Origin of the sequence: Rhodococcus globerulus NBRC 14531 (assembly GCF_001894805.1) — a bacterium.
GTDB lineage: Bacteria > Actinomycetota > Actinomycetes > Mycobacteriales > Mycobacteriaceae > Rhodococcus_F > Rhodococcus_F globerula.
Window position 1 is genome coordinate 439097 of the sequence record NZ_BCWX01000004.1, and the last position, 22564, is coordinate 461660.

22 protein-coding genes are annotated in these 22564 nt (G+C 60.7%); 9 read left to right on the forward strand and 13 right to left on the reverse strand.

The features are described from left to right. Window positions 1-807, reverse strand: a complete 807-nt coding sequence (locus RG2_RS22650; RefSeq protein WP_033233704.1) for an alpha/beta fold hydrolase — start codon at window positions 805-807, stop codon at window positions 1-3. Window positions 808-918: 111 nt separating this feature from the next. After that, window positions 919-1569: an ankyrin repeat domain-containing protein gene (locus tag RG2_RS22655; RefSeq protein WP_033233705.1), complete on the reverse strand. Its 651-nt coding sequence runs from the start codon at window positions 1567-1569 to the stop codon at window positions 919-921. Between the two features lie 152 nt (window positions 1570-1721). Here RG2_RS22655 and RG2_RS22660 point away from each other — a divergent pair, with 152 nt between their 5' ends. Continuing rightward, complete coding sequence (locus RG2_RS22660) at window positions 1722-4349, forward strand: winged helix-turn-helix domain-containing protein (protein ID WP_080711681.1); 2628 nt, start codon at window positions 1722-1724, stop codon at window positions 4347-4349. Further along, the gene (locus tag RG2_RS22665) at window positions 4333-5193 is read left to right on the forward strand and encodes a hypothetical protein (RefSeq protein WP_230590098.1); all 861 of its coding nucleotides are present in this window, start codon (window positions 4333-4335) and stop codon (window positions 5191-5193) included. Before RG2_RS22660 ends, RG2_RS22665 begins: the two co-directional genes overlap by 17 nt. 11 nt (window positions 5194-5204) lie before the next feature. Here the strand turns inward: RG2_RS22665 and RG2_RS22670 are convergent, their stop codons facing one another. From RG2_RS22670 to RG2_RS22680, 3 genes are read right to left on the reverse strand one after another with little or no spacing between them, the layout of a single operon-like run. After that, entirely contained in the window at window positions 5205-6908 is a 1704-nt protein-coding gene (locus tag RG2_RS22670) for a SulP family inorganic anion transporter (protein WP_033233706.1), read from the reverse strand. Next, window positions 6905-7618: a GAP family protein gene (locus RG2_RS22675; RefSeq protein WP_033233707.1), complete on the reverse strand. Its 714-nt coding sequence runs from the start codon at window positions 7616-7618 to the stop codon at window positions 6905-6907. The genes RG2_RS22670 and RG2_RS22675 overlap by 4 nt, the downstream gene beginning before the upstream one ends. Before the next feature lie 16 nt (window positions 7619-7634). After that, window positions 7635-8291: a GAP family protein gene (locus RG2_RS22680; RefSeq protein ID WP_033233708.1), complete on the reverse strand. Its 657-nt coding sequence runs from the start codon at window positions 8289-8291 to the stop codon at window positions 7635-7637. A 233-nt stretch (window positions 8292-8524) separates the two neighbouring features. Here RG2_RS22680 and RG2_RS22685 point away from each other — a divergent pair, with 233 nt between their 5' ends. Next, complete coding sequence (locus RG2_RS22685; protein ID WP_033233709.1) at window positions 8525-8737, forward strand: DUF8691 family protein; 213 nt, start codon at window positions 8525-8527, stop codon at window positions 8735-8737. Between the two features lie 68 nt (window positions 8738-8805). On the opposite strand, the gene RG2_RS22690 is transcribed toward RG2_RS22685, so the two are convergent. Further along, window positions 8806-9216, reverse strand: a complete 411-nt coding sequence (locus tag RG2_RS22690) for a DUF7144 family membrane protein (protein ID WP_033233710.1) — start codon at window positions 9214-9216, stop codon at window positions 8806-8808. Window positions 9217-9329: 113 nt separating this feature from the next. Continuing rightward, window positions 9330-11291, reverse strand: a complete 1962-nt coding sequence (locus RG2_RS22695) for an AfsR/SARP family transcriptional regulator (protein WP_033233711.1) — start codon at window positions 11289-11291, stop codon at window positions 9330-9332. A gap of 82 nt (window positions 11292-11373) precedes the next feature. Here RG2_RS22695 and RG2_RS22700 point away from each other — a divergent pair, with 82 nt between their 5' ends. Continuing rightward, the gene (locus tag RG2_RS22700; RefSeq protein ID WP_033233886.1) at window positions 11374-12252 is read left to right on the forward strand and encodes an alpha/beta fold hydrolase; all 879 of its coding nucleotides are present in this window, start codon (window positions 11374-11376) and stop codon (window positions 12250-12252) included. 2 nt (window positions 12253-12254) lie between these two features. Here the strand turns inward: RG2_RS22700 and RG2_RS22705 are convergent, their stop codons facing one another. From RG2_RS22705 to RG2_RS22720, 4 genes are all read right to left on the reverse strand, one after another. Further along, complete coding sequence (locus RG2_RS22705; protein WP_033233712.1) at window positions 12255-13232, reverse strand: ABC transporter substrate-binding protein; 978 nt, start codon at window positions 13230-13232, stop codon at window positions 12255-12257. A 117-nt stretch (window positions 13233-13349) separates the two neighbouring features. Further along, window positions 13350-13958 (reverse strand): CHAP domain-containing protein, encoded by a 609-nt coding sequence (locus tag RG2_RS22710; protein ID WP_033233713.1) that lies wholly within the window; start codon window positions 13956-13958, stop codon window positions 13350-13352. 83 nt (window positions 13959-14041) lie between these two features. Then, on the reverse strand, window positions 14042-14482 hold the full coding sequence (locus tag RG2_RS22715) for a VOC family protein (protein ID WP_033233714.1): 441 nt from the start codon (window positions 14480-14482) through the stop codon (window positions 14042-14044). 78 nt (window positions 14483-14560) lie between these two features. Further along, window positions 14561-16087: an HNH endonuclease signature motif containing protein gene (locus RG2_RS22720; protein WP_072782674.1), complete on the reverse strand. Its 1527-nt coding sequence runs from the start codon at window positions 16085-16087 to the stop codon at window positions 14561-14563. Between the two features lie 150 nt (window positions 16088-16237). On the opposite strand from RG2_RS22720, the gene RG2_RS22725 reads away from it, so the two are divergent. The 4 genes from RG2_RS22725 (at window position 16238) to RG2_RS22740 (ending at window position 19430) form a co-directional block, all read left to right on the forward strand. After that, entirely contained in the window at window positions 16238-16753 is a 516-nt protein-coding gene (locus tag RG2_RS22725; protein WP_033233716.1) for a toxin-antitoxin system HicB family antitoxin, read from the forward strand. Between the two features lie 66 nt (window positions 16754-16819). Further along, window positions 16820-17680, forward strand: coding sequence for a DUF4097 family beta strand repeat-containing protein (locus tag RG2_RS22730; RefSeq protein WP_033233717.1), 861 nt, complete (start codon window positions 16820-16822; stop codon window positions 17678-17680). A 14-nt stretch (window positions 17681-17694) separates the two neighbouring features. Then, a complete protein-coding gene (locus RG2_RS22735; protein WP_033233718.1) occupies window positions 17695-18636 on the forward strand; it encodes a daunorubicin resistance protein DrrA family ABC transporter ATP-binding protein in 942 nt (313 codons plus the stop codon). After that, a complete protein-coding gene (locus RG2_RS22740; RefSeq protein ID WP_033233719.1) occupies window positions 18633-19430 on the forward strand; it encodes an ABC transporter permease in 798 nt (265 codons plus the stop codon). Before RG2_RS22735 ends, RG2_RS22740 begins: the two co-directional genes overlap by 4 nt. On the opposite strand, the gene RG2_RS22745 is transcribed toward RG2_RS22740, so the two are convergent. Further along, a complete protein-coding gene (locus RG2_RS22745) occupies window positions 19385-20179 on the reverse strand; it encodes a 2-phosphosulfolactate phosphatase (protein ID WP_033233720.1) in 795 nt (264 codons plus the stop codon). The two genes, RG2_RS22740 and RG2_RS22745, sit on opposite strands and share 46 nt — an antisense overlap. Window positions 20180-20281: 102 nt before the next feature. Here RG2_RS22745 and RG2_RS22750 point away from each other — a divergent pair, with 102 nt between their 5' ends. Next, window positions 20282-21295 carry an ABC transporter substrate-binding protein gene (locus RG2_RS22750; RefSeq protein ID WP_230590106.1) on the forward strand — a complete coding sequence of 338 codons (1014 nt, stop codon included), beginning with the start codon at window positions 20282-20284 and terminating at the stop codon, window positions 21293-21295. On the opposite strand, the gene RG2_RS22755 is transcribed toward RG2_RS22750, so the two are convergent. Next, complete coding sequence (locus RG2_RS22755; protein ID WP_033233887.1) at window positions 21270-22562, reverse strand: MFS transporter; 1293 nt, start codon at window positions 22560-22562, stop codon at window positions 21270-21272. The genes RG2_RS22750 and RG2_RS22755 overlap by 26 nt on opposite strands. Window positions 22563-22564 lie beyond the last annotated feature (2 nt).

The window sequence follows — 22564 nt, forward strand, 5'->3', positions numbered from 1 at the left end:
TTAACTGTGAGCGGCCGCCACGATCACGTCTGCGACCGCACCCGGCTGCGAGACCAGCGAAGCGTGAGACGTCGGGAGTTCGCTGGTGGTCGCGCCCATCCGGTTTGCCATGAACCGTTGTGCTGTAGCCGGAATCACCCGATCGTTACCAGCCACCAGGTACCACGTCGGTGTGTTCGCCCAGGACGGCGGACCGCCGAGTTCAAGGTTCGCCCAGAGCGCCGCAGACTTTTGATGCGTCAACATCGTTGCCGCCGTCTCGTCCGAAACATCTTGCGCAAAAACCGAATGGAAGTACTCGTCGGTCACATATCCGTCGACGTTCTTACCGCCAATCGCGTGAGCGTCGTCGACGATCTTCAACCCCAGTGCGGGAGGTAGCAATTGGCTGCCCGGGAACCGAATGGGATCGATCGTGATCTGGACCGGCTCACCCTCCACCGGAGCAAAAGCCGCGATGTACACCATCGACTGCACCTTCGGATCGTGCACATTGGTGATCACGGCGCCCCCGTACGAATGTCCGACCAAAACTACCGGACCGTCGATATCCGCGACGGTCTTCTCGATCACTGCCGAGTCGTACGACGGCCCCCGCAGCGGATTATCCGGAGTCACAACCTCATAGCCGCGCGAACGCAAATCGGCGGCCACACCATCCCAGCTTGTTGCGTCGGCAAAAGCCCCGTGGACCAGGACCACAGTTGGCTGGGGCGCGGCACTCGCGCCGCCGGAACCGAGGATGATTCCAGCAGTCGACACCACCACTACCGACAGAATTGCGGTGAATACACGGGAAATCTTCATGTGTTTCCTTCGAGTCGGATGGGCGATCAGCTCGGGCGAGACATCACGCCCAGCGGAATACCCCCATCCCACCGATGAAAACCGACGGGTCAGAACTCCGTATTAATTCCGTCAGCGCCGAGAAGTCAGCAGCGCAGCAACATCGGCCTGTCCCAGATTCTGCGCGTTCTCCAACGCTGTCCGTCCGCGTGCGTCCCTGATCTCCTGATCCGCCCCGGCGTCGAGCAGCTGTGTGATCACGTCGAGGTAGCGCGGCGAACCGTCACCGTAGACAACAGCCTCGAGCAAAGCCGTCCACCCCGGGTCGTTGATGTGATTGACAGGCACTCCGGCCGCGATCAGCATCCGAACCGTGTCGACGTGCGCGTGCTCGCTGGCGGGAATCAAAGCGGTGCCACCGAATCGGTTGACACTGCGGACATCCGCTCCGTGACTGAGCGTCAACGCGAGAATCTGGTTCAAACCTTCCGCTCCGGCGTACAGGAAGGCCGAATCCTGAATGGAATCCTTGGCGTTCACGTCGGCACCGGCCAGGATCAGGGCGGTTGCCGCCTCCACGTCGTTGGCTTTGGTGGCCGCGATCAACGCCCGCTCGGATTCAGGAGTCGACCGAGCCGGGGCAACCGATGGCTCTGATGACGTGGATGCTTCGGCAGAAGCGACGGGCGCCGAAGGCGAAGTTGCAGGTGACGCCGCCGAACCACAACCAGCCACGGCAAGAACAACGCCTGCGGCAAGAACGATTCCCGACTTCCGATTCACCGTTCACAGTGTTCCACAATCCGAAATGGCCGATATACCTCGCACCGGGACCTTGGTCACCATCTTCTTGCCCGCTGATTAGCAAACGTCCGGTTTGGGTAATTGCCGTAACGGGACTACACCGCGTCGCACTCACCAACTTCAGGAGTTTGATGAGCAGCTCGGTTCGTGCATCCGTTTCGACGGCTAGATTGTCGGGTCCAGGTATAGCCGCGCGCGAAAACGAGAACCGCTTCCGTCCTCCGTCGGCGATCTCCAATGTCATCTCGCGCCCCCGTCTGCATCGCAAGCTCTCAGCCGCACATCACGCTCGCGCGGTGAACTTACTGTGCGCCCCTGCTGGGGCAGGCAAGACACTGCTGCTGGCCGACTGGGCCCGTAAACAGGCTCCCGCAGCGGTTTCCTGGCTGACGTTGGCGGAGCGTGAGAACAACGCGCAAGTGTTGTGCACCTCCCTCGCCGAAGCACTGGCCACGCATGTCGAACCCGTCGCGTGCGGTGCACCGACGCAGTTCTGGCACTCCCGCTTCATGAAGGCGATCGAGGCCAGCGGAAAACCGATCACGCTGATTCTCGATGACGTTCATGCCCTTCACGATCCGATGTCGATCAGCACCCTCGACCAGGTTCTCGCGGACGCACCGCCGAACCTCACGATCGTTCTCGCGGCCAGGTACGAACCTCCTTTGACCTGGCATCGCCTAGCCCTCGACGGTCGTCTGACTCGATTCGAAGCACATGATCTTGCATTCGACAGCGACGAAATCAGCGTGCTGTTAGGCGAATACGACATCGAACTGGACCAACGACAGCTTGCGCTCATCGAATCGTTCACCAAGGGATGGGGCGCCGTGGTTCGGTTGGCTGCTACCTATCTCGCAGGACGAGGTGACACCGCGGATGCCGTCGACGAATTCACACACACCCCCAGGCCTGTTGCCGATTTCCTGGTAGACGAGGTCTTGGCCGCACTCCCCACCCATCTCACGAACTTCATGCTCAAGACCTCTGTGGCCGAAGCATTTTCCGTCGACTTGGCAGAGGCGATCACCGACGAAGACGCAGTGACAGAAATCGACACACTGATTCAGTTCAATTTGCCACTCACACGCACCGATTCAACCGATCACACAACTTGGTTCAGTTACCATCCACTGCTGCGCGAACACCTTCGCGCAGAGTTTCGCCGGGTCGATCAGAACGAACGCATCCGAGCGCACCATGAGGCCGCAACGTGGTTCGAGGCGCATCAACACGAACTCGAAGCACTCGAACTCGAAGCCTCCATCGGTGATCCGGAACGTATTATCGCCTTCCTCGATCGCTGCGGCCTCGGGCTCGTTCTGGACGGATACGGCAGCGATCTGACCCGAATACTCGAGTCGGTACCTACTCTCGTATCCGAGTCACCGCGCACTCGAATGCTCCTCGCCGCCTCAGCCCTCCACAGCTGTGACGTGACTACGGCCAGGACGTACCTGAATTTCCTCGAAACTGCGTCATCCGGGCTGGATCGCGACCCGCTGTTCTGCGCGTTGAAGCTGCAGGCTCTGTACGCCGGCGCGGGATTCGACACCGCATTCGCCGGGCACGCCGAACGGCAACGCAGCACTCACTCCGACATCGAAGCGTTTGTACACCTGCAAACTGCGACCGGATACTTCCTCGACCGCGACTTCGAGCGCGCAAGCACCGAATACACCGAGGCCGCCGCACTCGGAATGCTTCGTGGCCGAAGCAGTTTAGTGCTGAGAGCCCTCACCGGTATCGGATTCTCGGCCGCCATGAACGGCGACATCGAAGCGATGATCGCCCACATCACACACGCCCTGACCTACGCTGGCGAGCATAATCTCATGGGCACCGCGGAGTACGAGTTGGCAACATCGGTAGCAGCCCTCGGCACATATCTCTGCAGTTCACCGGATCTCCCGTATCGGATCCCCACCATCGAAAACTGCCGCCAGGCTGATGTTCTCGGCGTCAGCATGCCCGCATTCGGCTGGCACAGTGTCATCACTTTCGGATTGTGTCGACTCGACACCTCTGACGATCGACGCTCGACTGCCGCGGACATCCGTGATGCCATGATCAAAGCCATCGAACTGGGGACCTTCCCGATCGCGACATCCGCACTGCTACCCACCGTGGTCAGTGTCTGCCTCTCGGTGGGCGAATTGGACTGGGCGAGCCGGCTGATACACGACGCGTCACAGCAATTCGGCGCTACCACCGAGGCACACTTGGCGTTGTCGTCTCTGCGACTGGCCGGCGGCAAGCTCACCGAGGCACAGGCCGAGTTGACCGCCGCTGTGGAATCACCCGAACACCCACTACTCGCTCACGGCATCTACACATCGGTGTTGCAATCCGTCATTCATTCCGCCAATCACCAACCACGCAAGGCATTTCGATCACTGCACGACGCCTTACGCGCCGCCGAGCACGGAAACCTTCTGCGCCCCTTCCTCGATTACGGTCGCGCTCTGCGAGGAATCCTTGATGATTTCACCGGACATTTCGGAGACCAAGAACTGTTTGCCGAACACGTACGGTCACACCTGCAACCACATGAACTTGCCATCGCTCCGATTCTGACTCCGGGCGAGTACACGGTACTGCGCGAACTCGCTTCGGGCGACACCACGGAATCGATCGCGGAAACCCTGTTCCTCTCGGTCAACACCATCAAGACCCACCTGCGCGGGATCTACCGCAAACTCGACGTCAGTAATCGTCGCGACGCTCTGAAAGCCGCGCGGCGTGGCGGACTCATCTGAGCAGACGCGCCGCCCGAAGCGCATGCAGTTGCCCCCGCAGATCTACAACGACACCCGCGACCGCATGAAGGTGTGGGTGACCGTCACACCACGTCGACGGCTCGCATCGCGCGTTACGTTCGACATCGTCGAAGTCGGGTTGGTGGACAGCGCGATGACCCTGGCGGCGCAGGCATTCACGTCCCTGCTGCCGGTGATGATCGCCGCATCAACCCTTCAACGTCTGCAACCACTCTCGGACGCAGCGCGCGACAATCTCGGCGCCGAATTCCCACCGAGCGATGTCACCACCGGATCCGCGACAGCTTTCGGCATCGTGGGTCTGCTGATGCTGCTGATCAGTTCGACGTCGTATGCCCGAGCACTGGGTCGGATGTACGGGCGGATCTGGCATGTACCGATTGCCACGCTCCGACAAGCCTGGCGGTGGCTCGCCGTAGTTTTTGTCATCGCAGGTTCGGTTGCCATCGCCGCGGTGTGTCACAAGTTGGATTCGATTCCCGCAGTAGGTCAATTGCTCGGATTCACGGCCGTCTACGGCGTATGGGCACTGGTCTGGACATTGGTTCCGATGCTGCTGACAGCCAACCGGATGACCACCCGGATGTGCATCGGCTCCGGACTGTTGACGGCCACCGGCCTGAGTGCCCTTCACGTTGCCAGCACCCTCTTCCTTCCGCGGATCACGCGCACATCGCAAGACCAATTCGGTCTTCTCGGAGTGATGTTCACGCTCATCAGTTGGTTGTTCGTCTTCTCCGCGATTGTTGTCGTCGCCGGAACGATCGTGGGATCAGTTGCCAAAGACGACGGGCCGTTGGGGCGTTGGCTGCGAGGATCGTGAGCTCGGGTCGATCATGAACTCCGGCGATCATTGGGATCAGCCATGGCTTCCGCGACGCTCGGGTAGACATCGAGTTTCACACCACCACCAGGCGTACCGGCAAGAACGTCCCTGAACTGCCCAACGTCGCGGGCCACCCGGAACACGATGTTCTTCCGTGCCAGCGAATCCCGCAACTGTTCGAGCATTTGCGCACCGCTCACATCGATGAACGGCGATGTCTCGGCGTCGAGGATGATCATGGACGTACCGTCGGTGACAAGATCGTCGATCCGGTCTCGAACATGATCGGCGTTGGCAAAGAACAGGCCGGCTTCCACTCGCACGACGATCACGCCGTCGGACGGCTGCAATTCCGGATGAGCCGCAATGTCCACCCATCGCGAGCCACTCTTGGCCAGTTCTGCCACATGCGGTTTGGAGACGCGGTACAGAAGCAGCAACATCGACACGGCGATTCCGATGATCAAACCCGGCAATGTGTCGAAGAGCAGCACACCGAACATTGCCGCTACGGCTGCCGCGAAATCGGCACGTGCCGCCACGCCGTAGATGCTGCCCAACCGCTTGGTCCACACCCGGTACAGCGCTGCGAGAGAGGAGAAGTCGACCAACTCGACCACGGCGGCGATCACCACGGCAGCGAGTGTCGCTTCGGGCAGTTTCTCGAACAACCCGGTGAGAAAGAGAAGTGTCAGCACCGTGAGCACAGCAACCGTGAGCCCACTGACCTGCGTCTTGGCTCCGGCCCCACCATTGACTGCCGTCTTGGAGAGACTGCCGTTGACCACCATGCCCGAGCACAGGCCGGCTCCCAAGTTCGCGGCACCGAGTCCAGTCAGTTCCCGGTTCGCGTCGACGGTGTAACCGGCCTTGGCCGCGTATGTCTTTGCTGCGCCGAGACCTTCGGCAAAACCGATGAGCAGCACGCCGATGGCCGGACCGATCAAGTCCAGGTAATCCTCGGCTCGCACTCCCTCCGGTAGCCCGACGCTCGGCAGCCCCGCGTCGATGTGGCCGACGATCTCGATGCCCCGATCGTCGAGGCCGAACAGTGCAACCGCCGTGATACCCAGCAGAACGACCAGGAGTGACCCTGGAACCAGCGGCAACCACCGCTTGACCGCCAACACCAAAGCCAGGCTGAGTAATCCGACAAAAACCGTGAGTCCGTCGACGCTCCCCAACTCACGCACAACCGTCGCGGCTTGTACGAAGAAATTACCTTCGCCCTTCTCGACGCCCAGTAGCTTCGGAACTTGCCCGATGATGATGGTCAGCGCCAATCCGACGATGAACCCCTTGAGCACCGGTTCGGAGATGAACGAGGCGATGAATCCCAGCCGCACAAATCCGGCGAGCAACCCGACCAGACCGGTGACGACGGCAAGTCCGACAGACAGGGCAACAAAACGTGAGTCGTCGCCACCGGCAAATGGAGCGATCAATGCAGCAGACAATGCCGCGGTTGCCGACATCGGACCGACAACAAGGTGGCGTGAACTACCAGCGGCCGCATAGAGAACCAGCGCGGGCACTGCTGCGTAAAGCCCCACAACGGGTGGGACGCCGGCAATGGTGGCGTATGCCAGGGCTTCCGGCACCAGCACCGCCCAGACCGTGAGGCCGGCAATGATGTCGGGCCGCAGCCACGCACGTTGGTAGCCGGCCAGTGAACCGAAGACAAGCGGGGTGTGAGTGTGTCGAGTGCTCATAGTCCTTGGATCCCTTTGCTTATCTGCATTGCCGAGATCAAGATCAGCAGTCCGACGTTCAGCAGATGGGTATTGGTGGCGATCCACGTCCGAATACGCTGCAACGGCTCTGTTGCCTTCTCCTTCTTGATCAGGAGCAGCGCGACCGGAACTGCGACCGAACTAGCCGATACCAGCGCGAACACAACAGCGGATGCCCACTCCGCGGACGGTGCTGCGCTGCTCAATCGAAAATTCATGGCCGCTGCTATGGCACAGGACATGTCGATGGGATTGAGGACGAAGAGAGCAAAGCCGAGAACACCGGAGCGCCACGGTGAGAAATGTTCCACCGATTGCAGCATCTTCGGCAACTGAGGGGCCGCCGCGGCAATGTCACCCGGTCCGGTTGCCGCCGCCATTGCCTGCATCCGCCGATGACTACGGGTGTACACGAACCAGGCCCCGCCCAGAAGTACCGTTCCGAGGATCAAGTGCAGGATAGGTACCCACAGCGGCGGGTGTGTCCGCTGATGAACTTCCAGCGCCGTCAAAATTGCAAACGAGACGGCCAGCGACACAATGATTCCGAGGAACCATCCGACGAGATACGCGATGCTGTTGATCCGCGCCCGCTCGGAGAACAAAACTGCGACTACAGCCACTATCGCAAGTGGGCTCATGATGATGCCGAGCGCCAGCGGAATCTGCTGCAACAACAACGACCCCATGACTACCTCCGCTCGGTTAGAATCCGCCGATTCCCTTGCCGATCAGCACAACTCCGATGACCAGGATCAGCACGCTCATCACTGTCGCGTTGTTCGCCTGCAGCCAGACCTTCAACTCTGCCAACGGGGTGCGCAAACGATCCGCCGCGATCAGATACCCGATCACGGGTAGACAGACAGTCGATGCCGCGATGACGGTGAAAACCGCGACGGCGATGACTACCTGCCCGGTCGGCAACGATGCAGCACCGATCGAGACACCTGCGGCGATACACATCATCAGATTTTTGGGGTTGACGGCGGCCAGTGCGAATCCGAGGCCGAATCCCTTGGCTGCCGTCATGTCGTCAATGGCCTGCATCCATTTGGGAGTCTCATGTTCACCGCCGCGTCCGCGCCACTGCTTTGCGCCGAATGCAAGCAGGAGAACACCCAAGGCGATCTTGATCCACGAAACGCCGGCCGAAGAATCGGAGGATTTCTCCAATTGATTCGACAGCAGAACGAATATTACTGTTGCAACAACGATTCCGAGTAACCAACCCAAGGCAAAACCGATGCTGGTACTTCCTGCTCGCTTGGACAGGAGCATCAGGATGGCCGCGATGATCGGAATCGGCGAGATTGCCACTCCCAACGCGAGTGGCAACAGATCTCCGATGACAGAACCCATTTCGGCCTCTTCTCTCTCCCGCTAGAGACTAGGGAAAACAGTCGGATTCGACCTCACACAAAAAGGATGAACACCAGCGAGAACCCTGGAAGAGGATGCTGTCCCGATGAGACGTCGTGGCCGCATGTCCGGCATTCACCCGAAGGGGATGACGTATTCACCGCGCGGCAACGTAAAAATAAATGGGTACAGACTAAATCGATGCGCAACACGTGTGATGGGAGAGAGAAACGATGACTGCTCCCATTCGCTACCAATTTCTCATCGACGGCGAAGTGTCGGATCGCGTGAAGGCCGCATTCCCCGAATTGAGTGTGGCACCAACCGCCGGTGGCTACACCAGCCTGTACGGTCCCGTTGCCGATCACAGCGCCATGCGGAGCATCATGGCACGGCTCGATTCGCTGGGACTGACCGTCGCCGAATTACGCAGACTCCCAGACTGATCGACATTCACATGACTGTGGCCCCGACTGGGGGAATCAGCCGGGGCCACAGTTTCTGACGCGATGATCTACGCGGTATCCCACGTTGCGACTGCCCAAATGACCACGATGTCAAGCGCAATCACCAGGATCGACCACATCGGGTAGTACGGGAGCCACAAGAAGTTCGCGATGATGGAGAGTGACGCAATCACGATTGCCGACGCTCTTGCCCACACCGCACCCGTGAAGAGGCCAAGGGAGACCACAATTCCGATGATGCCCAGAACTATGTGGATCCAACCCCACGTCGAGATATCGAACTTGTAGGTGTAGTTGATTCCGACGACAAACAGATTGTTGTCGGCGACAGCAGCGATCCCCTGCAGCAGGGCAACGATGCCGGCTGTCAGCAGCAGAATCGCCGCCGCGAACGTCGTACCGACCGCGAACCCCTGCTTGACAGGGTGTTCGGCGGGTTCTCGTGGTGGAGCAGTCATCAGCGTTCCTTTCGACGAGAAAGCACTTCCCTCTCTAAGTCTCGAGTACCCATTTAGGGAAGACATCACCCATCGCGGATGAATCCCGTCTGCGGCGATCACCGACCGGGACCTCAGGTGTGCTCGTTAAGCCCCGCAAGATGGTCCGAGACCCGGCCGACAGTGAGCATTCCACTGCCCGCACCGGCAATTTCGTCTTCAGCAGACATAAGAGCAGCCCGCGCTCGTTCCATGACCTGACGGTCACCGACCGCGACGGAAGCTGCTGCGATAAGGCACCACAGCGCTTCGGAAAGTAGGTCGTTCGGCGGGTTGGGCAACGCGCGCACCGCTTCTGCGGCCTCGTTCACTTTCCCCTGCGCGAGAAGCAGATGTGGCCGAGCCCAGGGCTCGTACTGGCCCCAGTTCGTATCGGCGTCGAAGGCCGCCGGCACGCCGTGCCAGACTCGGAGTGCGAGAATTGCCAGCGGGAGAATTCCGTCCTCGAGGCCGGGCATGCCGGAACCGGGAAGACAGACCGCCGCGGCTTCGTACAGCTCCTCGCAGTGCGACACGTCCGCGCCTGTGGCGGCAATTCGCATCGCGCGGAACCAGGTGGTGAATACCGCTGCCAACGGACGCTCGTGACGTCCGGCCAATCGATCCACTGCGTCGGCATGTTGTTCGGCGGCATCGAATTGCCCGAGTGCACCGAGAGCTTGCATACGCACCAGATGCCCGAGAATTTCGAAGGTGGCCAGATCGTGCCGAGCGGAGATCGTTATCAGTTCGCCCCCGATGGCGTCGCGCTCTGGAGCCAGACCAGTTCGCCAGAAACTCTGTATGAACAACCCGTTGAGTGTGAAGGCAAGAAGTCCGGGGTCGTCGAGGGAGCGGGCGATCTGAACGGCAGCGCGGGCAGGTTCGAGTCCGGGGTCGCCGGCAAGTCCGCGTGATTCGAGTGCGATTGTCGCCAAGAGTCTTGCCCGAGCGAGGTCGTTCCCGTCAGGAAGTCGATCGATGGTGCGCTGAGCGGCCTCGACGATCTGAGCAGCCTGCCCCGGATCGTCGGATCGCGTCCAGATGGCAGGCACGTCGTAATTACCGATAATCCGTGCGGTGAGTTCGACGTCGTCCAATTGTTCAGCGGCACTGATGATTGCCAGTCGCTGGTTTCGAGCAGTCTCCAGTCCGCTTCCGCCGGCAACTGCCAAACTTCGGAGCAGGCCGACAGTGGACTCCAATCTCGACTTCGATCCCGCCGATACGGTTCGGTCGTACGCTGCAGACACCTGACTGAAGATCTGCTCTGCCGCTCCAGTATCCAGATGCCCCTCTCGTCGAAGTATGTCGGACTCGAGGTCGGTCAGTCGCGGACCAGGGTCGATGCCGAGTTCCTCGGCGAGTAACTTTCGTGCGCGACGCAGGACAGCCAGGGCGTCGCCCTGACGGTCCGAGCGGTACAGCGCAAGAGCTAGCAGTCGCCAACCATCTTCTCGCCAAGGGTGTTCCGTCACATGGGCATCCAGATCGGGAATCGCTTCCGTGGTCTGCCCGAGATCCAGTTGGGCAGAGGCCAAGCGTTCGACGGCTGTCAGACGCAGTTCCTCCAAGCGGGATCGCTCCGATCGAGCCCAGGGTTCTTCGGTGAACTCCGCGTATGCCGGCCCTCGCCACAACTCGAGGGCGGTTCGGAGCAGTTCGAGTGTTTGCGCTGGCGATGAATCTGCGGCTTCCCGCACCAGACTCTCGAATTTCCAGGCATCGACCGCTTCGGGTGCGGCCTGAATGGCATAGCCGCGCCCTTCCGTCACAATAACTTTCGGCTCCGTTCGAGGCGGACGACCGGGTTCGAGCGCACGTCGCAGCGCCGAGACGAACGTACGTAGTGCGCTGGTCGCTCCGGCCGGAAGATCGACCCAGAGATCGTCGACAATCACGTCCACCGGAACCACACGGCCGCGGGCAACGATCAGGCGAGCGAGGACAGCTCGGTGTCGTGGACCCTTCAGATCGATCAGGTCTCCCGAGTTATTCCATGCGACCACCGGACCCAGCACTCCGAAAACCGGGCTTCCAACTGTGTGGTCTCGCATGTCCCCACGCTATCGCGCTCATCGAATGCTCATCGAATGCGGCGATGCTGATTGCCATCACCCCGACAAACGAGAGCGACCGATGACGATCACCATCCCAGGCTTCGCCTACCAGCAGATTTCCACCCACGACGGCGTGCGGCTCAACCTCGCGATCGGCGGAAGCGGCGCACCGCTCGTCCTTCTTCACGGCTTTCCTCAGACCCACCTCATGTGGCGTCACGTGGCCACCGAATTGGCGTCGGATCACACCGTCATCTGCCCGGATCTCCGCGGATACGGAGCCAGCGACAAGCCTGTCGAGAAAAGCCCCGACACCTACTCCAAAAGAACAATGGCTGCCGACGTCGTCGAGGTGGCGCAGAATCTGGGACACGAGAGATTCGCTCTCGTCGGTCACGATCGAGGTGCATTGGTTGCCATCAGAGCCGGGCTGGATCATCCGGATGTGATCACACACCTCGGTTCACTGGACGTGCTGCCCACCTTGGATATGTGGGACATCCTGCATGGATCGAATGCGGCCGTGGCATTCCATCTCTACTTGATGGCTCAGCCACCTGGCCTCCCCGAACAGATGATCAGCGCCAGCGCCGACGCGTTCTTCGAGTATTTTCTCGACGTCTGGACGACTGATCGCGAAGCAATTCCGGCCGACGTGCGAGCGGAGTACCTGCGGGCCTCGAGGGGGGCGGTGCCGTCGATCGTTGCCGATTACCGCGCGTCGGCAGGCATAGACGTCGAACACGATCAGGCTGATCGCGATTCAGGCCACCAGCTGCGTATGCCGGTCACCGCCATCCAGCAGGACTGGGGTTCGATGCTCGGCTACGACGCCGAGGCCATGTGGAAAGCGTGGGCGCCCGATCTCGAGCACCGCACGCTGTCCGCAGGTCACTTCATGGCAGAGGAGGCGCCCACCGACGTGGTCGACGCGATCCGCGCCCTGCTGAAAAGGTAGTTCTAGCGCTTGACCCCTGCCGCCAAGTCGTCGACCAGCACCTTGGCGGTCAAGGCGTATCCCGCGGCCTTGTAGTAGTCGAAGGGAATCACTCGACCGGCCTGTGCGGCGGGCAGTCGCTGCCATGTGGGCGAGGTGTACACGCTGCCGGAGGCGCTGCGATCCAAGGCGAAGATGACGTCAGCTTCTTCGAGACGGTTGAACTGCTCCGACCCGAGCATCACGCGAAGGTCGGGGCCCTCACGGAGCACCTCGAACCCCAGGTCCTCGGCGACGGCGGTGCGGAAATCGTTCTGGAACCACGCGATCTGATCCTCTGCGGCGGCAACGAAGGCAACCTTCTTGCCGGCCATCAGCGGTTCGACGGTAGGGCGGACCTGAGCCACATGGGCGTCGTACTCGGCGAGTACTTCTTCGGCGCGATCGCTGCGCCCGATGCCGGTGAGGAAGTCCGACATGACCTTTCGCCACTCCGGGGTGAAGTCCTTGCCGACGGGCAGGACTGGTGCGATCTGCTGCATCCGGTCGTTGCCGTACGACCCGGTGTCCCACCACCCGGCACTGAGGACCAGAAGGTCTGCACCGAGGGTCGAGATGTACTCGAAGTTGGGATCCGAAGCACCTTCGGCGAAGATCTCGACGCCTGTGGCACCAGGAACTTCACGACGGAGATGTTCAGCGGCGCCGGCGGGGTAGGCGGTCACCGGGTATCCGGCGAGGATCGAGAGTTCGAGGCCGTCTCGCGGATCGAGAGCAACCACATTCTGCGGGTCCGTCGGAATGATCAGCTTCTCGTCGCCGCGCGTGAACTCGAAGGTCTCCGCGTTTTCGGTCGTCGCACCCTCTGAACTGCTGCAAGCGGCTAGAAATGCAGTCGCGGCAACGCCTGCTCCGACGCCGAAGAATCCGCGTCGGGTCAGGTTGTTCACGATCGCCCAGTAGTCACGATCGGTGGTGGTCGGAGAAAGAAGTCGCGTCATGTTAATTAGGTTAGCCTTAGGAACTTGCGTCGGGAATGGGAAAACAGCTCCCACCAGCGCCAATAAATACGGCGAATACGCCAGCGCGGCGGCAGACGAATCTCAGCCCTACCCCTACTACGAGGTTGAATCGGGGGTAAAGAGACCGAAACCAACGACCGCAGAATCGGATACCCAATCCAAATCGTGTACTCGAACCTTCCCGAACTCGTTGCCACCTACGGTAATTGCCTTGTCTCCGTCGACGGATACAACAATATTGGTGTGCTGACCGGACCATCGTGAACTGTCGTAGATCACGACGTCGCCGATTTCAGGTGTGTAACTGCCGTCGTTCTCGGCGTAGGCGTCAATGCCCTGGTAATACTCCTGGAGGGTGTAAACACCTGGAATACGCCAACTTCCGGAGTTCGGATTGGAGAGCGGGCGTCCGGCTTCTCGCATGATCCAGCTGACAAAATCAGCGCACCATTCCTCGTCAATTCCCTCGGAGTAGAAGGTGCCTGGACGGTCCTGCTCATGCTCGGACTGCAGTAATTCGAGTACGCGCACTTGATCCGAGGAGAGTCTGCTCGCATCAACTTCCGGGAAATCGGCAGTATTCCACGGCAAGTAACGCGAGGGTGCGAATGCCACAACGACGGCACCGACCACAACAACGATGCCGAGTACCCCGGCAATCCAGATCAGGATTCGACGTCGACGGTTCGGTTCGGCAGGACTCACCCTGACGAGTGTGCCAGCTCGCTCGGAATCCAATCGCTGAACGAGAGGTTATGTCCGCACTATGTGGGTCAGGCGCATGCCAGTCAGCCGATCTGCTCGAACAGGGACACGATGATCCCTTCTGGCCCACGCACGTAGGCCATCCGCACGCTGTTCTCGTACTCACCGATACCGCCGATGAGCCCGTACCCGTCCGCAGCCACCGCGTCGACGGCCGCCTGGAGGTCGCCGACCTCGAAGGACACATTGCGCAGCCCAAGCTCGTTGGCCATCGCCGTTGGCGATCCGGGCACGTGATCGGGCGTAACGAAGGACGAGAGCTCCAGCCGGGATCCTTCGCCCGGTGGCCGCAGCATTGCGATCTGACAGTGCGCGCCGGGGATGCCGCAGACGGTCTCCACGAATTCACCCTCCACGGACCCGGTGCCCTCTAGCTCTAGACCCAGTCCGACGAAGAACGCCGTTGCGGAGTCGAGGTCCGCGACGGTAATACCGATGTGGTCGAAACGTTGTACGTGCGCCATGGGATCCATCTTCCAATTGTTCTCTTGTTGTTGTCTTGCCGAGACAGAGTCGGCGGCTGAGAATTCCCATAGCTTGATTCAGAATGGTGGCGGGTCGTTGCCGTAGTCGACGGTTTTGTGGGGCACGCGCTTTCGGGGTGTGGAGATCGGGAAGGTTTGCCGCCGTTTGCGTTCCGCATTCTTCGCCGCCCGGTTTTGAATCTTGACGCGGCGATGTTTGCGTTCACTTCGGATGTGGGCGGCTTTGTTCTCGAGTCGTGTTCGTCGCGGTTTGCCGCCTTCCGGTGGCGGTGGTTCCTGCATTCCGGCGAGTAGTCCGGCGGCTCTGGTGCGGTAGCAATGGCCGGTCTGCGAGGTCAGGGTGATGCTCCGATCCGGGTTCGGGTGGAGCCTCCACTTCCCGGAGTGCTTGAGGCGGTGGTGGTTGCGGCAGAACGCGCTCAGATTCGACGCGACCGTCTTCCCACCCTTCGCGGGGTTGGTGTGGTTGAACGGATCGTTGTGGTCGAGGTCGCAGTTCCAGGCCGGGACATCGCAGTGCGGCCATTGGCAGCTGCCCGCGATGACCCGCAGCCACGTATCGAGTGCCGCGCCGGGGCGGTAGACCAACGCCGAAGCGGGCGCAGGTGTCGGTTCAGGTTCAGCATCTGCCGGTACCCGTACTTCCCGAACGTCTGCGTCTTTCACGATGTCGCGGGCATGCTCGGCGCTGATCACGCCAAAGCCGTCGAGATGTGCAGGTTCGTTCGATCCTGGACTCAGGGTGGAATCGTGTACTACGACATGTACCAACGGCCGGCGCATGATCACCAAACCACTGCGGTCCTGCAGGCAATCACCGCGGTCGCAGTCGCACACCAACACCGTCGAACCACTCACCAAAGCGCCCAACGCATCCGCGCGCCGCTGCTCATACGTACGGGAATCACGGCGACACACCGACATCGCCAACTCCCGCAACCGGCCGTCGAAGGCGCGGGCCTGCTCCGCCGGGATGCTGCCCAGGATGCGGGCCATGCCGTCCTCGGCGGCGCTGACCCCCACGAACCGATCGGCGAGGGCGCGGCGGCGTCGTTCTCGCATCCCCTCCGGATCGACCCGGGCGACGATCCGGTCGATCGCCGCCGTCAACCGGCGACCCGTCAACCCCGTCCCACCGTCCACCGGTGGAGCCAACACCTGCTCGAGCAACAAGCGTTCGACCTCGTCGATCAGCTCGTCACCGACATTCGCGGTCGCGGACTCGATCAACGAGACACGGTAGAAATCGAGTTCGCCGCGGGACATCGCCGCCCGCGTGCGATGCAACCGCGTCTTCAACGCAAACCCCAACCCGATGAGCTTCCCGGCCGCAGCCCGTCCCATCGTCAGGACTGCGCCGACCTCGGATTCGGCGAGCTCGTGCGCCGACGACGTCCACGTACCGCCCTCGACATGCTCGGCGCTGCGGCGGGTGAAGAACTCCGCCACCACGGCCAGTTTCCGCTCGACCAACATCGCTTCACATGAATGCAGCTCGGCCATCAAATCGACGAGGGCGCAATCGGTTTCGGTACCACTCAGCTGCGCTGAGATACCGAAACTTCCCACCCCCGGATCGAACATTCCCCCACCGTAATCGAAATCCTGTTCGAATAGAACAGCTATTCGAAATCAGTCGGAAAAGTCCGAAAAAGTGCCTGCGATGTCCTGACGCATCACAATTTGTGCCACGTACCTATTGCCATGGCATCAAAGTGGTGCCATAGTGGTGCCATGGACTTGACACCGTACGTCGACAACCTTCGCCACGAACTCGCGGTGGCTGCCGAAGCCGGCGGAGAAGACGCAAAGGCACTCGCCGAACGTTTGACCGCACCGCTGGAATCAGCAGTGCGACTCACTCTCCTCGACGCGTTGTCCGCGGCGGCAGCAGAAATCACTCGCGACCTCGCACCAGGCTCGGTGGATCTCCGCCTCCGGGGCCGCGAGCCAGAGTTCGTTGTGACACCCGCCCTCAGCGAACCGACTCCGGCAGACGTCGAAGAGCAACCGATGCCAGTTCCACGCGCCATCACGGAGTCCGATGACGCGGCGATGACTCGGATAAACCTGCGACTGGGTCAAGAACTCAAGGACCGGGTGGAGGCAGCTGCTCGAGAAGCCGGGATATCGGTCAACGCGTGGCTGGTCCGCTCGGCTGCGGCCGCACTGGAAGGCAATCCGAGCCGAAACACGCCGAGGCAACGACCATCCCGAGGTTCCGAGAGCTTCACCGGCTGGGTGCACTGACACCAGACTCTCTTCTCGCACCAACCCCTTTCAGCAACCGAAGACAACATCATCGGGAGTATCACCATGCCTGTATTCAGCACACCGGACCCCATCATCGCGAGCATCGACGTAACTGTCGGACATATCCGGATCAGCGCAAGCGACCGTGACGACACCATCGTGGAAGTACTGCCCACCAACTCATCTCACGACGCCGACATACGCGTCGCCGAACAGACTCGCGTCGAATTCGCTGGTGGACGACTCCAGATCAAGACGCCGAAACAGCGTGGACTCGGCATCTTCGGCAAAACCGGATCTGTCGACGTCTCCGTTCAACTTCCCTCCGGCTCGGAACTCGAGGGCACCGCGGCAGTCGCAAGCCTCCACGCCACCGGCACACTGGGAAGATCTCGCGTGAAACTCTCGAGTGGGGAATGCGCACTCGACACCACCGGACCACTCGACATCAGCACCGGCGCAGGCACAATCACCGTCGAGCACGTCGTGGGCGACCTCGATGCAAGCACCGGATCAGGAACCATCCGCATACGCCGCATCGACGGCAACGCGGTCATCAAGAACTCCAATGGCGACAACAACATCGGCGCGATTACGGGCACGCTCAAGGCAAAAACGGCAAACGGCGACGTTATCGTGGAGCACGCCGAATCTGATGCCACTGCCGCAACAGCCAACGGGGACATTCGCTTCGACAGCATCGAGAGTGGAGTTGTCTCCGCGAAAACCGCTGCCGGGAAGATTCATATCGGCGTTCGATCCGGAACCGCCGCTCGATTCGACGCCCATACCTCCTTCGGCCGCGTCGACAACCAGATGAACACCACACACGGACCGGCATCGACCGAGCGCAGGGTGGATGTCCGCGCACATACCAGCTACGGCGACATCGTCATTCGACGTTCGGAGCCTCCAAAAATCTAGCGAAAGGAACGCTGATGACCCGCAAACCAGCTATCACCGCAACGGGCCTGACAAAGTCTTACTCCGACAAAACGGTACTGGACGGAATCGACATTTCCGTCGACAGTGGCACCGTCTTTGCGCTTCTCGGCCCCAACGGCGCCGGCAAGACCACCATCGTGGAAATCCTTTCGACCCTTGTTCCCGCGGACGGCGGCAACATCCGCATCGCGGGGTACAACCCATCCGACGATCCAGACGCGGTGCGTGCGCGCATCGGTGTCACCGGACAATTCTCGGCGGTGGACGACTATCTCAGCGGCGAGGAGAACCTTCTCCTCATGGCCGACCTTCATCACCTGAGCAAAGACGAACGCCGCACTCGCACGGACGATCTCCTGAAGAAGTTCGATCTAGTCGACTCCGCCGGAAAGCTCGCATCGACATACTCGGGTGGAATGCGCCGAAAGCTCGATCTTGCAATGACATTGATCGGCCGGCCGGAGATCATCTTCCTGGACGAGCCCACCACCGGCCTCGATCCTCGGAGTCGACGCTCGATGTGGCAGATCATCCGCGAGTTGGTGAGTGGCGGCGTCACCATCTTCCTCACAACGCAGTACCTCGAGGAAGCCGACCAACTGGCCGACCACATCGCCGTACTCGACCACGGCCGGATCGTGGCCGAAGGAACCGCTGCAGAACTCAAACGACACATCCCAGGCGGACATATTCGCCTGCATTTCGCAGACCGAGACCAACTCGACTCTGCTGCAGATATTCTCGACCACTCCTCGCGTGACGAGGCTGCCTATGTTCTGCAAGTTCCCAGCGACGGCGGGGTCAGGTCACTGCGCTCTGTTCTCGACCAACTCGACGCTCACTCGATCGATGTCAAGGAACTCTCCGTCCACACACCGGACCTGGACGACGTCTTCCTGACGCTGACCGCCACCGAAAGGACCGACGCGCGATGACTACTGCAACTCTTGCCTACCAGGACTCGAAAACCATGCTGCGCCGCAGCATTCGCCACATCGTGCGATATCCGTCGATGACGGTGATGCTGGTCGGGATGCCGGTCGTCTTCCTGTTGCTGTTCGTCTACGTTCTCGGCGGGACACTCGGGAACGGCCTCACCCCGGGCGGCGGTGGTGGCGGCCGGGCGGAATACGTCAATTATGTTGCCCCGGCGATCATTCTGATGACAGTTGCCGCGGCGGCGCAGGGTACTGCCATCTCCGTTGCCACCGACATGACTGCGGGGATCATCGCACGATTCCGCACGATGGCAATCACACGCACTTCTGTCCTCACTGGCCACGTTCTGGGCAGTCTTCTTCAAACGATAGTAAGCCTCTTTGTTGTCATCGCGGTGGCCGTCGCCGTCGGCTTCCGGCCGAGCGCCGGCGTTGTCGAATGGGTCGCCACGTTTGCGCTCCTCATCTTGGTGTCGATTGCCATGATCTGGTTGTCCGTTGCCTTCGGACTTGTGAGCAAGAGCGTCGAGACGGCAAGCAATCTTCCAATGGTGTTGATCCTCTTGCCTTTCCTCGGAAGCGGATTCGTGCCGACCGAGTCGATGCCAACCGTATTACGATGGTTCGCCGAGTATCAGCCGTTCACTCCGATCATCGAAACGCTCCGGGGACTACTTCTCGGCGAAGCGATCGGAAACAACGCAATTCTCGCAGTCGCGTGGTGCGTCGCGATCACCTTCCTCTCCTACCTCTGGGCGCGTAGTTTGTTCAACCGTCGCCCGGTGCGCTGAGCTCGAAACACACGATCTTCGAGAACAGGTACGGTGTCGCTGTCGTCGAGTTCGGAGGCGATGGCGACGTCGTGCGGAAACCCGAGAACAATCAACTCGCGCCCGGAGGCGCAGTCCCGTAGGCGGTCTTCGATCGAATCCGATACCGCCGCCCATGCATCTGCTGCCATCCGAGACTCCGGCGATACGGATCCGTTCCAGCCGGCCTCGATCAACGCCTCGATAACAGCACCCGCTCCCCACAGATCCTCCACTGCCGGACGCAATTCTCCACCGGGCCATTTCTCCCCGGATGCAACGATCGCCACCCGGGATCGCGAACCATGTTCGTGCACAACCCAATCTGCTACCGCCGATGCGTTCCTCAACGAAGCACCCACACAAACCGGAACAATGGCCGCCAGCGCAAACGCGATCGTCGACCCGTTCGGGGACGGCAATACCAACCGTCGCGGACGTTCCGAATCGCGAATCGACTTGGGAGACAAACTGATCTGGCCTTCAGAAGCCACACTCCGTCGCACAGCCAGAACCGCGTCGACGTCGCGAGCGTAGTCAGCCGCACTCTCGTCGTACCAGGAATAAGGAAAGACCTCGATTCCTGCATCAGCGGCGACGCTCAGAGTCGTCGTGAACGAGAGAACATCAACCACAATGGCCAGGTCAACACCAGTAGCAATCGCTTCGGCACCTGCTCGGCCCCAGTCGAATCGAAGTCCGTACTCGAGTTGGCGATGTTCCGAATTCATGGCGCAAGCATCCCAGAAGAGAGGTACCGACGCTTTGTCAGGAGTTTCTCGTCTATGGTTAGGGTACCCCAATAATTGAAGGACGAGATTGCTGTGAATCCCATGTTGAGCCGCCGTGCCATGTTGTCGGTCACCTTCGCCACTGCAGCAGGTTTTGTCCTTGCTGCCTGCGGTGACAGTGTGAATGACGAGTCCACTACGAGCGCCGAGGGCGGCCACGCCGAACCGGGCGCCTTCCCTGTCACGATCGATCACAAATTCGGGTCCACCACAATCGAGCAGGCCCCCAGTCGTATCGCAGCTGTCGGTATCGGTGACGCCGATGTCCTACTTTCCCTCGGGCTGACGCCCGTCCTGGTCCCGGTGTGGAAGGGCTCAACCGACGACGGAATCGGTGTCTGGGCCGACTCGGCCGTTCAGGGCGCTGAGCCGACACCATTGGCCAACGCCACCACCGAGTTCGATATCGAGACGATTATCGCTGCGGCTCCGGACTTGATCATCGCGGTCAACAACGCGATCGACGAAGACCTGTACAAGCAGCTCAGTGCAATCGCACCCACGGTGCTGCACGCTGCCGATCAGACCGATTGGGTTCTGCCCTGGCAGGAAGTGACAACCCGTATCGGTACTGCCGTGGGCGTTCCCACACAGGCCAAGCAAGAGGTGCAGGACGTCCAGGATCTGATCACTCGCACTCGCGCCGAGAACCCTCAGTTCGAAGGCAAGACAGCAGCACTCGTCATTCGGTGGAGCGACGGCAATCTGCGCGCATTCAGCCCCGAGGCCGCACGGGCTCAGCTGCTTACTCAGTTGGGGTTCACGGCGCCTGCCGCACTGAAGGAGCGATTTGCGGGCAAGCTGAACTACGAGATCTCCGCCGAGAACTACGACCTTCTCGAATGCGACTACCTACTCTTCGACAACTACGAGAAGGCTCGCCCCGAGATGGAGACGCAGGCTGCGTTCACCAATTTGAACGTCGTGAAGTCCGGTGGCCTGATCAGCTTGGACCCCATCGTCAGTGATGCGGTGTCCATGCCGAATCCACTCACCATTCCGTTTGTCCTGGAAGACTTCGTCGCGAAGATCAATCAGACGATCGCGGCTCGATAGCCTTCGTTCGACCTGACCACACCCACAACGCCACAGCTGACACGGCCACACAGACCGAAACGATCACCCACGGTGACGCCGGCGCTGCGTGGCCGTTGTCGACGAGGTCGTACACAAAGCCGACTCCCACCGTTCCCAGCAGCGCAAGCAGCCCTCCGATCGTGTTGAGCATGCCGAAGTGCGCCCCGAGATTGCTTTCACGGCCGAGGATCGCGATGGTGTCGCGCATCGGTGGCACCATCAGCATCTGACCCAAGTGGAGCAGTCCGATCCAGAGCGCCAGCCCGACTATCTGCGTCGACGCCGACGCCTCGGTACTCACACCGGTAGCCAGTGGCACCAGGAACGAACCGGAAATCAGCACCAGCCCGAAGGCGATCGCTCGGCGATGACCAATGCGGTGAGCCACTGCAACTGTCGGCCCCTGCCCCACTATCACCAGTACCGCCGCGCCCACGTAAAACCAACCGAGCGCAGACTGGGACCCGATTCCGCGCTCGAGTTGTTCGGGAAGCATCAGGTACAGCTGGCTGTAGGCAACCAACTGAAAGCTGCACAGGGTGGCGAAGATCAGGAAGCTATTGTTGGTCAACACACTTCGCCACACGTCGCGCAGCGTATAAGTCGACACCGGACCCTCGTGCGCGTCGCCCGGACGGGGAAACCAGACGAAGAACCCCACCCACATAATCACGAACAACAGGGCTGCCGCCGACGCCGTCCACGAGAACGGAAACACCAGCAGAGCAGCACCGAGCGCCGGACCGATCACAGTTCCCAGTCGGCTGCACATCTGTTCCACTGCAAACAAATCGGTACGACGCATGATGCCCGAGGACTCGAGTTCGCGACCGTATTCAGCGTTGGCCGACTCCACCGCCGGAGCAAAGAGCGCAGCGGCAAATCCCACCAGGAGTACTCCGACAATCACGGCGGCCATACTCTCGGCCAATCCGAGCATCAAAAAACCGACTACTCGAACGGCGATGCCCAACAGAATGATCGGACGCTTACCGAATCGGTCGGCGAGGCTTCCGCCGATGAAGAACATGCCCTGCTGACTGAACATGCGTAGCCCGAGAACCAGGCCGACAATCCATGCCGCAAAGCCAAGATCTTCCGAGAGATGTACCGCGAGAAAGGGCACAACGAGGTAGAACCCGATGTTGAACAACACCATCGACAGAAGCAGCAGCTTCACAACTGGCGGTAGAACGCGAACCTTCGCGAAGGTCTTACTACCGGGGAAACGCGTACTGAGCACCACAA

Coding starts and splice junctions, on each gene's coding strand:
- RG2_RS22650 (WP_033233704.1), bottom strand. CDS start 807: ATGAAGATTTCCCGTGTATTCACCGCAATTCTGTCGGTAGTGGTGGTG.
- RG2_RS22660 (WP_080711681.1), top strand. CDS start 1,722: ATGAGCAGCTCGGTTCGTGCATCCGTTTCGACGGCTAGATTGTCGGGT.
- RG2_RS22670 (WP_033233706.1), bottom strand. CDS start 6,908: ATGAGCACTCGACACACTCACACCCCGCTTGTCTTCGGTTCACTGGCC.
- RG2_RS22675 (WP_033233707.1), bottom strand. CDS start 7,618: ATGGGGTCGTTGTTGTTGCAGCAGATTCCGCTGGCGCTCGGCATCATC.
- RG2_RS22680 (WP_033233708.1), bottom strand. CDS start 8,291: ATGGGTTCTGTCATCGGAGATCTGTTGCCACTCGCGTTGGGAGTGGCA.
- RG2_RS22685 (WP_033233709.1), top strand. CDS start 8,525: ATGACTGCTCCCATTCGCTACCAATTTCTCATCGACGGCGAAGTGTCG.
- RG2_RS22690 (WP_033233710.1), bottom strand. CDS start 9,216: ATGACTGCTCCACCACGAGAACCCGCCGAACACCCTGTCAAGCAGGGG.
- RG2_RS22695 (WP_033233711.1), bottom strand. CDS start 11,291: ATGCGAGACCACACAGTTGGAAGCCCGGTTTTCGGAGTGCTGGGTCCG.
- RG2_RS22700 (WP_033233886.1), top strand. CDS start 11,374: ATGACGATCACCATCCCAGGCTTCGCCTACCAGCAGATTTCCACCCAC.
- RG2_RS22705 (WP_033233712.1), bottom strand. CDS start 13,232: ATGACGCGACTTCTTTCTCCGACCACCACCGATCGTGACTACTGGGCG.
- RG2_RS22715 (WP_033233714.1), bottom strand. CDS start 14,482: ATGGCGCACGTACAACGTTTCGACCACATCGGTATTACCGTCGCGGAC.
- RG2_RS22720 (WP_072782674.1), bottom strand. CDS start 16,087: ATGTTCGATCCGGGGGTGGGAAGTTTCGGTATCTCAGCGCAGCTGAGT.
- RG2_RS22725 (WP_033233716.1), top strand. CDS start 16,238: ATGGACTTGACACCGTACGTCGACAACCTTCGCCACGAACTCGCGGTG.
- RG2_RS22730 (WP_033233717.1), top strand. CDS start 16,820: ATGCCTGTATTCAGCACACCGGACCCCATCATCGCGAGCATCGACGTA.
- RG2_RS22735 (WP_033233718.1), top strand. CDS start 17,695: ATGACCCGCAAACCAGCTATCACCGCAACGGGCCTGACAAAGTCTTAC.
- RG2_RS22740 (WP_033233719.1), top strand. CDS start 18,633: ATGACTACTGCAACTCTTGCCTACCAGGACTCGAAAACCATGCTGCGC.
- RG2_RS22745 (WP_033233720.1), bottom strand. CDS start 20,179: ATGAATTCGGAACATCGCCAACTCGAGTACGGACTTCGATTCGACTGG.
- RG2_RS22750 (WP_230590106.1), top strand. CDS start 20,282: ATGTTGAGCCGCCGTGCCATGTTGTCGGTCACCTTCGCCACTGCAGCA.